This is a genomic window from Polaribacter sp. Hel1_85 (assembly GCF_000766795.1).
Taxonomy (GTDB): domain Bacteria; phylum Bacteroidota; class Bacteroidia; order Flavobacteriales; family Flavobacteriaceae; genus Polaribacter.
Window position 1 is genome coordinate 696,536 of sequence record NZ_JPDS01000001.1, and the last position, 13,318, is coordinate 709,853.

The following is a 13,318-nucleotide window of genomic DNA, read 5'->3' on the forward strand; positions in this document are numbered from 1 at the left end:
TGCTGAAATAAATTCAGCATAAAAAAAGCGAGTAGTGAAAGCAGGAAATAGCTTCAAAAAAAATTAATCAACCATATTTTTTAGATAAAACTGCTCTACTTTTTCTCTTGCCCAAGGTGTAGTTCTTAAAAATTTTAAGCTAGATTTATAGGTAGGATTATTTTTAAAAGCATTGATATTTAAAGAATATCCTAATTCTTCCCAACCATATTCTAAGAATAATTCTTCTAACATTGTTGCTAATTTTATGCCATGCAATGGATTATTGGGTTGTTCTTTGCTCATTTTTCAGTAGAAATTAATAATAAAATCAAAAGTAATGCTATTATTTTTTTTAATTCGAAAATATTAACAATTATTCGCAATTGTTTATTGCGAATTTTTCAATAATTTAGCTTAAAATTAAAGAAATCTACAAATGAAAAATATTGCATTAAACGATATTCACGTTGCTTTAGGAGCAAAAATGGTTCCTTTTGCAGGTTATAATATGCCTATACAATATGAAGGTGTAACAGCAGAACATTTAACAGTTAGAGAAGCTGTTGGGGTTTTTGATGTGAGTCATATGGGTGAGTTTTTGGTTGAAGGTGAAAATGCTTTGGCGTTGATACAAAAAGTGACTTCTAATGATGCTTCTAAACTAGAAATTGGTGATGCACAATATAGTTGTTTTCCAAATGAAGAGAATGGAATTGTAGATGATTTAATTTGTTACAAAATTAAAGAAAACACCTATTTATTAGTAGTTAACGCATCTAATATTGAAAAAGATTGGAACTGGATTTCTACATATAACGAAGATTTTAATGCTGATTTAAAAGATTTATCTGAAGGATATTCTTTGTTAGCTATTCAAGGTCCAAAAGCTGTTGAAGCCATGCAAACTTTGTCTTCTTTAGATTTAGCTGATATCCCTTTTTACAAATTTAAAATTGGGGATTTTGCAGGCATTGAAAATGTAATAATTTCTGCAACAGGTTATACGGGTTCTGGTGGATTTGAAATTTACTGTAAGAATGAGGAAGTTGTACAAATCTGGAACAAAGTTTTTGAAGCTGGAGCAGATTATGGAATCAAACCAATTGGTTTGGCTGCAAGAGATACTTTGCGTTTAGAAATGGGGTATTGTTTGTATGGTAATGATATTGATGATACAACATCGCCAATTGAAGCTGGTTTAAGTTGGATTACAAAATTCTCTAAAGACTTTGTAAATCATGAAGCTTTGGCAAAAGAAAAAGAACATAAACCAGAAAGAAGATTAGTCGCTTTTGAATTAGATGAAAGAGGAATACCAAGACAAGGTTATGATATTGTTGATGGAAATGGAAAAGTGATTGGTAATGTAACTTCTGGAACAATGAGTCCTTGTTTAAAAAAAGGAATTGGAATGGGTTATGTACCAAGAATTCTTTCTAAATCTGGAACTCAAATACATATTCAGGTTCGTAAAAAAGCGATTCCTGCAACAATTGTTAAGTTACCTTTTTACAAAGGATAATTTTACAACTTTATATAATATTGTTAAAACCTCGCAAAATTGCGAGGTTTTCTGCTATAATAAAGTAATTTCGCCTATCTAATTTTTATTAAAACAAGATTATGAATTGTTTATTAACTGGTGGAACAGGCATTGTTGGAAGTCATATTATCTTTGAATGGCTACACAAAGCTATTGTAGAGAAAACAGTAAATCATCTTTTTGTTGTAATGAGAGATAATGATAAAGTTGCTGAACAACGTTTGTTAGCTATTTTACAAGATACCTCTCGTCCGGAGTTTTTAAATAAGTTTACTTTAGAAGCTTGTTTAGAAAAAATTACTGTAATTTCTCATGATTTATCTACCATAACTCAAAATGTTTTAAACAAGTACAATTTTGATACTGTGATACATTGTGCAGGTTCTACAAATTTAGCTAGTACTAGCGATTCTAAAGAAAAAGTACATTCTCAAAATTACTTAGTTACAAAACAACTTTTAGAACAATTACCAAAAGCTGTAACACGTTTTATATACATAAGTACTGCATATTCGTTTGGAATTCAGAATGAAAAAGTAAATGATACGATTGAAAATTATAATGTTACAAATTTTAGAAACCCTTACGAGCAATCTAAATATGAAAGTGAATTATATGTAAAAGAAACGTGTAAATTAAAAAATATAGATTCTCAGATTTTAAGACCAAGTATTATTTGTGGACGATTAATAGATGCTCCTTTTTATGAAACTCCAAAATTTGATGTTTTCTATTCTTGGGCTATTTTTTTAGCTAAATATGCAACTAAAGCTAAAGAAAACTTTAGAATTTGGATAAACAAAGAAAGTGGTTTAAACATTGTGCCTGTAGATTTCGTTGCTAAAGCAATTTTATATGCTTTTTTAAACCCCACAATTAAAGAATTGAATATTGTAAATCCTAAACAGATACTTCACATAAATTATGTGGGTGATGTTTTAGCATCTTTTAATGTAAATTCTTACGAATACGTATCAGATAAACCAGAAAACTTAAACACTTTTGAGAAACTATATTACAAAACCATTGGAGATATTTTCGAAAACTATATTTCTATTCCTGATTTACAATTTCAATCTGATTTAATTTTAAAATTCATAGAACAGTTAAAATTAGATATTACTTTAGGTGTACATGAAAACTTTATGAATTTGATTAACTTTTCGGTTGAAAAAAAGTTTAGAAAGAGTTATTAATCTTATAAATTGTTAGATTTATAGATTTTTGGATTGTTAGATAATTTTTAAAAATGGATTCATTAACGCAAATAGTTTTAGGAGCTGCAGTTGGAGAAGCTGTTTTAGGAAGAAAAATTGGTAATAAGTCTATGTTTTATGGAGCTATTGCTGGTACAATTCCTGATTTAGATTTTCTATCCTCTTTTTTTACTGATACAGTAACTGCTTTAGAAATTCATAGAGGTATTACACACTCTATCTTTTTTTCTGTTGTCTTCTCTCCTATTCTAGCTTTTTTTGTTACTAAATATGAAAAATATAAAAACCTCAAAGATTGGTCTTGGCTTTTCTTTTGGGCTTTTATTACGCATCCTATTTTAGATGCACAAACAACTTGGGGAACTCAACTTTTTTGGCCTTTAGACATTCGATTGGCTTTTAAAAATGTGTTTGTAATCGATCCATTATATACAATTCCGTTTTTAGTTTTTTTGATATTGACAATGATTCAAAAAAAGGAATCCAAAAAAAGACGATTTTATAATAATTGGGGATTAATAATTAGCAGTTCTTACTTAGTACTTACTCTAATTTTAAAAGGATTTTCTTACCAAACTTTTACAAAAGAATTGGCCAAACAAAATATTCAATATTCAGAAATAAAAACAAAACCAACGCCTTTAAACACCATTTTATGGACAGCTAATATTGAAACGAAAGACACTTTTCTAATTGGACATTCTTCTTTTTTTGATGAAAATCCGATTCAATTTTCTAGTTATCCTAAAAATCATCACTTATTAGATGATTTAGCAAAACATCCAAAAGTAAAACGAATGATTAAAATTTCAAAAGGCTTTTACACTATCAATAAAATAGATAATATACTTTATTTTAACGACTTACGTTTTGGTGCGTTAAGCATACAACCCAATGCAGAAAACTTCGTTTTTAAATATAAAATTGAAGTTGATGAAAACGGAATACCTTTTTTTACAGAAGTACCTAAAGAAAAAAGAGACGCAAAAAAACTCCTAGCTGAACTCTGGTTAAGAATTAAAGGGAATTAAAACAACTTTATAAAACATGTAAAAACAAGGGTTTTCACTTATTGATTTTTTGCATTAAAAAACCTAACTTCGCTAACGCCGATTATAAGTCATTAAAACGGACATCATAATCGTCTTAAGTTGTACACAAGCTGAAAGCAGCCGCATATTTTAGCACTTTCGGTTTTTCCCACCACATAATTCCAACGCTCTAAAAACCAAAAGAGCTAAAATTCCCCAACGCTGAAATGCTAACTGTAGTATGTAGTAAGAACAAAAGTATAAACTTACTTTGTGCTAACTATAGTATACTCAATGAACGCAGAATTATCACAGAATTTCGGTAAAATTATTAGAGAACTTCGAAAAGAAAAGAAACTTTCTCAAGAAGAATTAGGTTTTCAATCTAATCTTCATCGAACATATATTGGAATGATTGAAAGAGGGGAAAAAAATATTACTCTCGAAAATATTGAAAAATTGTCAAAAGGTCTTGATGTATCTATGAAGTTAATATTTGAAAAACTTAATAAAATACATTAATGAAAATTACATTTTTAGGACAAGGTTTCGAGTCTGAATCCAAAAACTCTGTTGGTAACACAATAATCAAATTATTCAAAGAAAGTAAATTTAGTTCCTTCACTGGAATTTCTGCATTCGCTAGTGAAGCTGGTGTTGTTGGCCTTTCTGAATGTATAACAAGTGGTGCGAAATTTTTTAAAAATCTGAACTTAATTGTTGGAATTGACCAAGAAGGAACTTCAAAGAAAGCATTAAAAGAGATTAATTCACTTGGAATAAACAGCTTTATATTCTATCAAAAAGAATCACCAATTTTTCATCCTAAAATATACTTATTTGAAGGAGATAACGATACAACATTAATTGTTGGTTCATCTAATTTAACGGCAAGAGGTTTTTTCGGAAATGTAGAAAGCTCTTTAATGGTTGAATTCAAAAACATTAATCCTGATGGAATTAAATTATTAAAAGAAGTCAAAGATTATTACAAAACTTTATTTGATTTTAGCGATCCGAATTTATTTAAAATATCACATCAAATTATAACACAATTTGTAAATGAAGGAATTGTACCTACAAGAAAAGTATGGAGTAAAAAACATAAAAAAAACACATCCAATAAAAATCCTGAGGATAACAACAACCTAGTAATTCCAAAAAGACCTACAGTAAAAATACCAACAAACTTTAAGGGTAGATATAAAACAAATAAAACGGTCTCAAAATTAATTTCAGAACTAGAAATTGAAAATAGTTTTGAATTTCAAAATAAAAATAACAATCAAGTTGTTTGGGAAAGTGGTGCTTTGACAGAAAGAGATTTAAACATTCCTAAAGGAGGAAATACCAATCCTACCGGTTCGATGCTATTTAAAAAAGGGAAATTACAAAACATTGACCAAAGGCATCATTTTAGAGACACAGTATTTTCTAGTCTTACTTGGAACTTTGATTTAACACCAAGTAAATCTCACATAGAAAGAGCAAAAGCAAATATTAGATTTGTAATTAAAGGTATCGACTATGGTGTTTTTCCAATTACAATTTCCCACAACACTAAAACTAATACTAAATCTTACATACAAAATAATTCAATGACGCAATTAAGTTGGGGAGAAACTAAAAAACTAATAGCTCAAGATGAATTAATTGGAAAAACTGCGACTCTTTACAATGATATAACCGTTGCAGACACCTTTACCTTAATTATAGAATAAAATATTTTTATAGTTCAAAAAATTAAACTACTTTTGGACTGAAGTTGTCCAAATTATTATGCAATTAGAAAAATCATTCGGAGAAACAATAAGAAGTTTACGCACTGAAAACCAGTTAACTCTGCGTGAAGTTGCAGAGCATTTGAAAATTGACACTTCAATGCTTGGTAAAATTGAAAAGAATAGTCGGAATCCATCAAAACAATTCATTAAAGATATTTCTATTTTATTTAGCATTGATGAGAATTTGCTAACTGTTGCTCATTTAAGCGATACAGTTGCATATTCAATTTTAGAAGAAGAATTAGCAACTGAAGTTTTAAAGGTTGCTGAAGAAAAAATCAACTATTATAATAAAAATAAAGCCAAAAAATAATGCAATTAATTAAAGAAGCAACAGAGGAAAAATTAAGAGGGGGTTTTTACACACCTGAACCAATTGCTGCATTTATTTTAAAATGGGCTTTTAATGGCAACACACAATTAGATATTTTAGAACCTAGCTGTGGAGATGGCGTTTTTTTAAAAGAAATTCAAAAAGAAAACTACGAATACAATTCCGTTACTGCAATTGAGTTTGATGAAGTTGAAGCTAAAAAGTCAGAAGCTATTGGTTTAAATAAATCGTCTGTAATTAATGAAGATTTTCATAAATATTGTATTAATACAGAAAGAAAATTTGATTTGATTGTTGGAAATCCACCATACATTAGATATCAATATTTCGACAAAGAACAACAACAATATGCAGCAGATATTTTTAATAAAGCAAGTTTAAAATATTCAAAATTAACAAACGCTTGGGTTTCATTCGTTGTTGGTTCGTCTCTACTTTTAAAAGAAGAAGGTAAAATTGGTTTCGTTTTGCCAGCGGAAATTCTTCAAGTTTCTTATGCTCAACCATTGAGAGAGTTTTTAGCTCATTTTTATAACAAAATAAACATTGTTTCTTTTGAGAAACTTGTATTTCCAAATATTCAACAAGAAGTAGTTTTATTACTTTGTGAGAAAAACAACTCTAATTCTCATTTAATTGAACATCTAGAATTAAGAGACGCAGAAGAACTAAAAAAACTAGATGTTTCAATATTAAAAAGTCCTAAAAAGAAGATTGACTTTAAGTCAAATAAATGGACTTTTTACTTTCTTGAGCAAGAAGAAATTGATTTTCTAGAAAGACTTCAGTCTGACAAAAAATTCAATCAATTAGGAAAGTTTGCAAAAGTAGAAGTAGGAATTACAACTGGCTCAAATCCATTTTTCACAGTTCCACTTTCAACTGTACAATTTTATAATCTAGAAAAATACGCAAAACCACTAGTTGGAAGAAGTGTACAAGTTCCTAGTGCAATATTCACAACAAAAGATTGGAATAGAAATAGAGATAAAGAAGCTAGAACCCATTTTCTGACTTTTCCTAAAATGGCAGATTTGAATGGTTCTGTTGGAGCAAGAGATTATATAGCTTGGGGAGAAGAAGAAAAAATTAATGAAGGATATAAATGCAGAATAAGAGACGAATGGCAAATTGTACCATCTCAAAGAATCTCTGAAGCTCTATTTATACGTAGAAACAATAAGTACCCAAAATTAATTATAAACGAAGCTAAAGCATTTACAACAGACACAATGCATCGTGTTACAGTAAAACCTGAATTTGAATTAAAAGCCTTGACTGCAAGTTATTATAATTCTTTATCATTAGCATTTACAGAAATTTGTGGAAGAAGTCACGGAGGAGGCGTTTTAGAATTAATGCCAAATGAAGTAGAAAGAGTTCTTTTACCTTACAATGAAAACAACGCTGATTTACTTCCTCTTATTGACAAAATGATAAGAGATAAAAAAGATATTTCGGAAATTTTAAAAATAACGAATCAAAAAATACTGAAAGAAAATTACGGACTTTCTGACTCTGATATTGAATTAGCTGATAGTATCTGGAAAAAACTATCAAATAGAAGATTGAACAGAGGAAAATAAGCCAACGCTAAAAGACATACACATTTGCAATTCGCTACAGCCGACACACAAGCCTAAAATTGCAAAAGAGTATGTCTTTGCCAACGCTAGCAAGTTTGCGGAAAGAAAAAGCCTGTGTACAACACCGTATAAAATTAATTGCTGGTTTTAGCTTATTTTCGAAAGTTTTCGCAGACTTTTAATTTGTGTTTTATTTACTAACTTTAGTGCTTGAAACACGCAACTAATCTTATACAACAACGTTAGCGAAAAATAAAAAAAAGTTTGGAATTATATTCCAGACTTTTTTTTATTTTAAAAGTTATACACCTTCATCTTAATAATTTAAGTTTTATCAAAAAAATATTTCTAATAAAGAATGTGTTTTTATGATTTTTATCATTGAATAATTACAAATAGAAAAGTAATTTTAGTAATTGTTTAATTTTTTAAAATGTATGAACTAATTTATAATTTTAGATTCTAAATCTATATACAACGAACATATATTTTGTGCTATTTCTGATAAAATTTGTTTTTAAAAGGAAAATATCATTACTATAAATAAGAATAAAAACACAAATTATGAAACGAACAAAACTAACCTTATTCGTATTACTTCTATTCTTAACTACAATTATCTATTCACAAAACTTAAACAAACTTGTTGAAAACAACGGATTTAGAAAAATAAAACTGAATACAAACGTAAAAGATTATGTGAATGAAAAAGGATATTATGATTTCATAAAAAACACTGCTAAAAACAGTAAATATTTCAGAGGATTTGAAGATTATAACTATTTATACGCAACTAATGATTATAAACAAATTGGAAATACTAGTATAATAAGAATCTATGTAAAAACTTTGAATGAAATAATATATAATGTATCTATTATTTTAGATAAAAAACAGGAAATTTCAGATTTAACTAAACTCACCTATGGAAAACCTACTATGGGTTCTAGCTACAATGACAGTTTTAATTTAACTTGGTTGCATAAAGAAAAAGGAATTAGTTGCAATTTAATTGGATCTAAAGGCAGATATTATTATCAATTAACCTACACAAATATTAATTTATCAAATAAAGCTTGGGTTATCAAAAATGAAGAAAAAAAGAAAAAAGCAATAAATCAATTTTGATAATAATCTTCACTAGTCTCAAATATAAATAATTGATAATGAACTTGATTTATTATTAAAACGAAAGTCTTTTCAACATTAAGTTACATAATATTTCAATGAATTATGAATAAAACGTTTCGAAATATTTTAGCAATCAGTATTGCAATTTTACCCATCAATATTATTATGATTTGCTATAGGCTAACACAAACTGAAAATTTTTCGACAACAGATATGACTGTTTATCCATTGATTTTTGGTGGTGGAATCAGTATTCTGATTTTGGTACTCAACAAATATTTAATAAAAGACACATTTAAAGAAACTTTTAATTCTGGTAAAGGAACTTGGTATTGGGATGTCTTAATAGGTTTAGGTTTAACAGTACTATACTTTACGATGTTCTTTTTAGAGAGAGCAACTATTTATCAATGGATACCTAATCATAACCCACCAAATACTGAACTGATTGATACAATGGTAGAATTGGCAAATAATCGTTTGCTACTGATTGTTTGGTTTGGACCCGTTTTATGGATTGGTATTGCACTTTTTGAAGAACTATCTAGAGTCTTTTTATTAAAGTGTTTGTGGAATGTTAATGACAACAAAAATTGGGAAATTTCTGTAATATTTTTAACATCAGCACTTATAGGAATGGCACATTTATATCAAGGAACTGCAGGCATAATTTCTATTGGTCTTAAAAGTGTAATAATTAGTTTCTATTTTTATAAATATCGAAGATTGTTACCTTTAATAATAGCTCACGCTCTTTATGACGGAATACAGTTTGCTTTTTTTGTTGTACAATTTCAATAGCAAAAGAAATTAGTAAATAAAAAAAACTTGAATTTAAATCCAAGTTTTTCTTTATTTAGAAGCTATATACCTTCTTCCAATTCATCTACATCAAAATCTTCCTTTTCATCAAAAGAATCTTCATCATCTGCATAATCTTCCATCGTTTGTTCTAAACGATCACTAATTTTCACTAAATAATTGGTGTCTTCTGTTTTTACTTCAACCGCTTTAATAGTTTCTCCTTTTGCATTTTTAAAGGAAATTATATCTTCATACTCATATCCTTCAGGATATTTTTCTACCAACAAATCTAATATGTCAGTAGTTAATTTTGCGTATTCTACGATTACTCTTCTCATTGTTTTTGTTTTTAAAACTAATTTTAATTACATGTTTTAGTTAGGTTAAAAATCAGCAATTCAATTTTTCTAAAAAAAGCATCTTCGATGCTACATTTCTAATAAATAAGCAAATATTAATGGAGCAACAATAGTTGCATCACTTTCTATAATAAATTTTGGGGTATCTATATCTAATTTTCCCCAAGTAATTTTCTCATTGGGTACAGCTCCAGAATAAGAGCCATAACTTGTTGTAGAGTCAGAAATCTGACAGAAATAGCTCCAAAACGGAGTTTCTGGTCTTTCCATATCTTGATATAACATTGGCACCACACAAATTGGGAAATCTCCTGCAATCCCTCCTCCTATTTGGAAAAAACCAATTCCATTTTCAGAATTATTTGTATACCAATCTGCTAAAAAAGTCATGTATTCGATACCAGATTTCATTGTAGAAGCTTTTAATTCTCCTTTTAAAACATAAGAAGCAAAAATGTTTCCTACTGTAGAATCTTCCCAACCCGGACAAATAATTGGTAGGTTTTTTTCTGCAGCAGCATACATCCAAGAATCTTTAATGTCAATTTCATAATATTCTTCTAAAACACCAGACAACAATAGTTTGTACATATACTCATGAGGTAAAAAACGCTCACCATTTGCTTCAGCATCTTTCCAAATTTTTACAATATGTTTTTGAATTCTTCTAAAAGCTTCTTCTTCTGGTATACAAGTATCTGTAACTCTGTTTAAACCTTTTTCTAGTAAATCCCACTCATCTTGAGGCGTTAAATCTCTATAATTTGGTACACGTTTATAATGAGAATGCGCAACTAAATTCATAATATCTTCTTCTAAATTTGCTCCTGTACAAGAAATAATTTGCACTTTATCTTTACGAATCATTTCTGCAAAAATCTTTCCTAATTCTGCTGTACTCATTGCTCCTGCTAAAGAAACTAACATTTTAGAACCTTTATTTAATTGAGCTTCATACCCTTTTGCAGCATCTACTAAAGCAGCAGCATTAAAGTGTAAAAAATATTTTTCTATAAAATTTGTAATCGGTTTTTTCATTTTTAAATATTGTTATTTTTGAAGTTTTTTAACTTCGAATATGTCTGTTCTTCTATCTTTTAAATTACGTACACTACCAAACTTATTCAAATCTTTTAATAAATCTAAATCTACATCGGCAATTAAAATCATTTCTGTATTTGTGGTTGCTTCTGCTTTTATTCCATTTGCTGGAAAAGAAAAATCACACGGTGTAAAAACCATAGATTGTGCATATTGAATATCCATATTATTCACTTTTGGTAAATTACCAACACTACCAGCAATTGCCACATAACACTCGTTTTCTATAGCTCTAGCTTGTGCACAATGACGTACTCTAGAATAGCCATTTTGAGTATCCGTTAAAAACGGAACAAACAAAATATCCATTCCTTCTTCTGCTAAAATTCTACTTAATTCTGGAAATTCAGAATCATAACAAATTAAAACCCCAATTTTACCACAATCCGTATCGAAAGTTCTTAACTCATTTCCGCCTTGCATTCCCCAAACTTTTGCTTCATCTGGTGTAACGTGTAATTTCTCATAACGTTCTGTAGAACCATCTCTTTTACAGATATAACCAACATTGTACAACAACCCTTCTTTAATTTCGGGCATACTACCAGTAATAATATTAATGTTATATGTGATGGCTAATTCAGAAAATCTCTGCACAATTTCTGGTGTATATTTAGCCAACTCTCTAATTGCTTCCGATTCTGGTAAATGGTTATTATCTGCCATTAATGGTGCGTTAAAAAACTCAGGAAACAAAGCAAAATCTGAACGGTATGCAGAAACTGCATCCACAAAATATTCTGCTTGTTGCATTAATTCTTCTAAGTTTTTATACAAACGCATTTGCCATTGTATCAATCCTAAACGAACTACTTTTTTCTTTGTAGCTGCTTTTTTAGACTTTTTCTCATAATAGATATTATCCCATTCTAATAAAACTGCAAACTCTCCAGAATTATCATCACCTTCTAAATATCCTTTTAAAATTTTTGAAGGATGAAAATCATTCGAAATTTGAAAGTTTAAAACAGGATCATGAATTTCTTTACGTTTAACTTTGGCGATATATTCTTTTGGCGATAAAGTTGCAGCATATTTATGATAATTCGGAATTCTACCTCCAAAGGCAATTCCTCTTAAATTCAGTTTTTCTGCCAACTCTTTTCTATAATCATACAATCTTCTGCCCAATCTTAAACCTCTGTATTCCGACTTTATAAAAACATCAATACCATATAAAACATCGCCATCTACATCATGTGTATCAAATGTATAATTACCAGTAATGTCTTCATAAGTATGTTGATCATCAAAACTGTCGTAATCTAATTTTATAGAAAGTGCACAACCTGCTAACTCGCCATTTATTTTTATAACAACCTGTCCTTCTGGAAACTTACTTATTAAAGATTTTATTTGATTTTCTTTCCAATAAGAACCTGGCATGCTAGAATATGCCTGAATCATTGCTTCTTTTAACTGTTTATAATCTGTTAAAGTTAAATAATGCAGCTCTATATTTTCTATATTTTGTATCATCTTTAAAAACTAAAAATCATCTTCATCTTTAAATTTAGATAATTTACTAAACGGATTTTCGTCAGAATTATCATCTCCAATATCATAAGAATCATCATTTGAAGCAAACTTGTAACTCAACATTTTGTAGAATAGTTTTGCTGCTAAAAAATCTGAAGATTTTTCATTTTCATTTGGGCATAACTCCACCATATCAAAACCAACCACATTTTTTTGCTCAAAAACTTCTTTTAAGAATTCTAATGTTTCATAATAAAACAAACCACCAGGTTCTGGAGTTCCTGTAGATGGCATAATTGAAGGATCTAAAGCATCTAAATCAAAAGTAATAAAAACGTTCTCCGATAATTGATCGATAACATCTTCCATCCAATCTTCATTTACAGCCATATCATGAGCAAAGAAAACTTTATCTAAATTCATTTCTCTTTTTTCAGAAATATCCATACTTCTAATACCAACTTGTACCAAATTTGTATTCTGATTTACTTCATAAACCGCACAAGCGTGGTTGCATTTAGAACCTTCATATTCTTTTCTTAAATCTGCATGCGCATCAATATGTAAAACAGTAATATTGTTAAAACACTCATTAAAAGCTCTAATGGTACCTATAGAAACAGAATGTTCTCCACCAAAAACAGTTACAAATTTATTTCTATTAATGTACTTTTTAGTAATGTCATGCACAGCATCTACCATTGCTTCTGGCGATGAATTTTCTGTAATTGCATCAGCTAAATAAACTCCTTCTTTGTAAACTTCAGAACCTGTTTCTATGTCATATAATTCCATGTTTTCTGAGGCGTCTAAAAAAGCTTGTGGACCTTTATCAGCTCCTTTTTGCCAAGTACTAGTTCCATCATAAGGAACAGGAATAACTACTATTTTTGATGTTGATAGGTTTCCAAACTCTTGTGGAATTCCTGCATAAGTTTTTTTTGTATTCATTATTTTTTTTGAGGTG

The 13,318-nt window shown here is 29.0% G+C and carries 14 protein-coding genes; 9 read left to right on the plus strand and 5 right to left on the minus strand.

What is annotated here, in order from left to right; translation table 11 throughout:
- Window positions 1-63 precede the first annotated feature (63 nt).
- Window positions 64-285 (minus strand): VF530 family DNA-binding protein, encoded by a 222-nt coding sequence (locus PHEL85_RS03020; RefSeq protein ID WP_036820845.1) that lies wholly within the window; start codon window positions 283-285, stop codon window positions 64-66.
- 133 nt (window positions 286-418) lie between these two features.
- Between PHEL85_RS03020 and gcvT the strand changes: the two genes are divergently transcribed.
- From gcvT to PHEL85_RS03070, 9 genes are all read left to right on the plus strand, one after another.
- On the plus strand, window positions 419-1,504 hold the full coding sequence (gene gcvT / locus PHEL85_RS03025; RefSeq protein WP_036820847.1) for a glycine cleavage system aminomethyltransferase GcvT: 1,086 nt from the start codon (window positions 419-421) through the stop codon (window positions 1,502-1,504).
- Between the two features lie 101 nt (window positions 1,505-1,605).
- The gene (locus tag PHEL85_RS03030) at window positions 1,606-2,721 is read left to right on the plus strand and encodes an SDR family oxidoreductase (RefSeq protein ID WP_036820848.1); all 1,116 of its coding nucleotides are present in this window, start codon (window positions 1,606-1,608) and stop codon (window positions 2,719-2,721) included.
- Window positions 2,722-2,774: 53 nt separating this feature from the next.
- The gene (locus PHEL85_RS03035; protein ID WP_036820850.1) at window positions 2,775-3,773 is read left to right on the plus strand and encodes a metal-dependent hydrolase; all 999 of its coding nucleotides are present in this window, start codon (window positions 2,775-2,777) and stop codon (window positions 3,771-3,773) included.
- 294 nt (window positions 3,774-4,067) lie between these two features.
- Window positions 4,068-4,295 (plus strand): helix-turn-helix domain-containing protein, encoded by a 228-nt coding sequence (locus PHEL85_RS03040; RefSeq protein WP_036820853.1) that lies wholly within the window; start codon window positions 4,068-4,070, stop codon window positions 4,293-4,295.
- Window positions 4,295-5,494, plus strand: a complete 1,200-nt coding sequence (locus PHEL85_RS17595; protein WP_081965067.1) for a phospholipase D-like domain-containing protein — start codon at window positions 4,295-4,297, stop codon at window positions 5,492-5,494. Before PHEL85_RS03040 ends, PHEL85_RS17595 begins: the two co-directional genes overlap by 1 nt.
- A 58-nt stretch (window positions 5,495-5,552) precedes the next feature.
- On the plus strand, window positions 5,553-5,870 hold the full coding sequence (locus PHEL85_RS03055) for a helix-turn-helix domain-containing protein (protein ID WP_036820856.1): 318 nt from the start codon (window positions 5,553-5,555) through the stop codon (window positions 5,868-5,870).
- On the plus strand, window positions 5,870-7,477 hold the full coding sequence (locus PHEL85_RS03060; RefSeq protein WP_036820858.1) for a class I SAM-dependent methyltransferase: 1,608 nt from the start codon (window positions 5,870-5,872) through the stop codon (window positions 7,475-7,477). The genes PHEL85_RS03055 and PHEL85_RS03060 overlap by 1 nt, the downstream gene beginning before the upstream one ends.
- A gap of 564 nt (window positions 7,478-8,041) precedes the next feature.
- Window positions 8,042-8,605, plus strand: coding sequence for a hypothetical protein (locus PHEL85_RS03065; RefSeq protein WP_036820861.1), 564 nt, complete (start codon window positions 8,042-8,044; stop codon window positions 8,603-8,605).
- Window positions 8,606-8,710: 105 nt separating this feature from the next.
- Window positions 8,711-9,409, plus strand: coding sequence for a CPBP family intramembrane glutamic endopeptidase (locus tag PHEL85_RS03070; protein ID WP_036820864.1), 699 nt, complete (start codon window positions 8,711-8,713; stop codon window positions 9,407-9,409).
- Between the two features lie 62 nt (window positions 9,410-9,471).
- On the opposite strand, the gene PHEL85_RS03075 is transcribed toward PHEL85_RS03070, so the two are convergent.
- The 4 genes from PHEL85_RS03075 to speB form a co-directional block, all read right to left on the minus strand.
- Window positions 9,472-9,750, minus strand: a complete 279-nt coding sequence (locus PHEL85_RS03075) for a hypothetical protein (RefSeq protein WP_036820867.1) — start codon at window positions 9,748-9,750, stop codon at window positions 9,472-9,474.
- 90 nt (window positions 9,751-9,840) lie between these two features.
- Complete coding sequence (locus PHEL85_RS03080) at window positions 9,841-10,809, minus strand: deoxyhypusine synthase family protein (protein ID WP_036820869.1); 969 nt, start codon at window positions 10,807-10,809, stop codon at window positions 9,841-9,843.
- Between the two features lie 12 nt (window positions 10,810-10,821).
- On the minus strand, window positions 10,822-12,351 hold the full coding sequence (locus PHEL85_RS03085; protein ID WP_036820871.1) for a bifunctional GNAT family N-acetyltransferase/carbon-nitrogen hydrolase family protein: 1,530 nt from the start codon (window positions 12,349-12,351) through the stop codon (window positions 10,822-10,824).
- A gap of 9 nt (window positions 12,352-12,360) precedes the next feature.
- Window positions 12,361-13,302: an agmatinase gene (gene speB, locus PHEL85_RS03090; protein WP_036820874.1), complete on the minus strand. Its 942-nt coding sequence runs from the start codon at window positions 13,300-13,302 to the stop codon at window positions 12,361-12,363.
- Window positions 13,303-13,318 lie beyond the last annotated feature (16 nt).

What these genes read in the sequence shown, in the direction of transcription:
- PHEL85_RS03020 (WP_036820845.1), bottom strand. Translation starts at nt 285, where the DNA reads ATGAGCAAAGAACAACCCAATAATCCATTGCATGGCATAAAATTAGCA.
- PHEL85_RS17595 (WP_081965067.1), top strand. Translation starts at nt 4,295, where the DNA reads ATGAAAATTACATTTTTAGGACAAGGTTTCGAGTCTGAATCCAAAAAC.
- PHEL85_RS03035 (WP_036820850.1), top strand. Translation starts at nt 2,775, where the DNA reads ATGGATTCATTAACGCAAATAGTTTTAGGAGCTGCAGTTGGAGAAGCT.
- PHEL85_RS03030 (WP_036820848.1), top strand. Translation starts at nt 1,606, where the DNA reads ATGAATTGTTTATTAACTGGTGGAACAGGCATTGTTGGAAGTCATATT.
- PHEL85_RS03065 (WP_036820861.1), top strand. Translation starts at nt 8,042, where the DNA reads ATGAAACGAACAAAACTAACCTTATTCGTATTACTTCTATTCTTAACT.
- PHEL85_RS03060 (WP_036820858.1), top strand. Translation starts at nt 5,870, where the DNA reads ATGCAATTAATTAAAGAAGCAACAGAGGAAAAATTAAGAGGGGGTTTT.
- PHEL85_RS03075 (WP_036820867.1), bottom strand. Translation starts at nt 9,750, where the DNA reads ATGAGAAGAGTAATCGTAGAATACGCAAAATTAACTACTGACATATTA.
- PHEL85_RS03055 (WP_036820856.1), top strand. Translation starts at nt 5,553, where the DNA reads ATGCAATTAGAAAAATCATTCGGAGAAACAATAAGAAGTTTACGCACT.
- speB (WP_036820874.1), bottom strand. Translation starts at nt 13,302, where the DNA reads ATGAATACAAAAAAAACTTATGCAGGAATTCCACAAGAGTTTGGAAAC.
- PHEL85_RS03080 (WP_036820869.1), bottom strand. Translation starts at nt 10,809, where the DNA reads ATGAAAAAACCGATTACAAATTTTATAGAAAAATATTTTTTACACTTT.
- PHEL85_RS03085 (WP_036820871.1), bottom strand. Translation starts at nt 12,351, where the DNA reads ATGATACAAAATATAGAAAATATAGAGCTGCATTATTTAACTTTAACA.
- gcvT (WP_036820847.1), top strand. Translation starts at nt 419, where the DNA reads ATGAAAAATATTGCATTAAACGATATTCACGTTGCTTTAGGAGCAAAA.
- PHEL85_RS03040 (WP_036820853.1), top strand. Translation starts at nt 4,068, where the DNA reads ATGAACGCAGAATTATCACAGAATTTCGGTAAAATTATTAGAGAACTT.
- PHEL85_RS03070 (WP_036820864.1), top strand. Translation starts at nt 8,711, where the DNA reads ATGAATAAAACGTTTCGAAATATTTTAGCAATCAGTATTGCAATTTTA.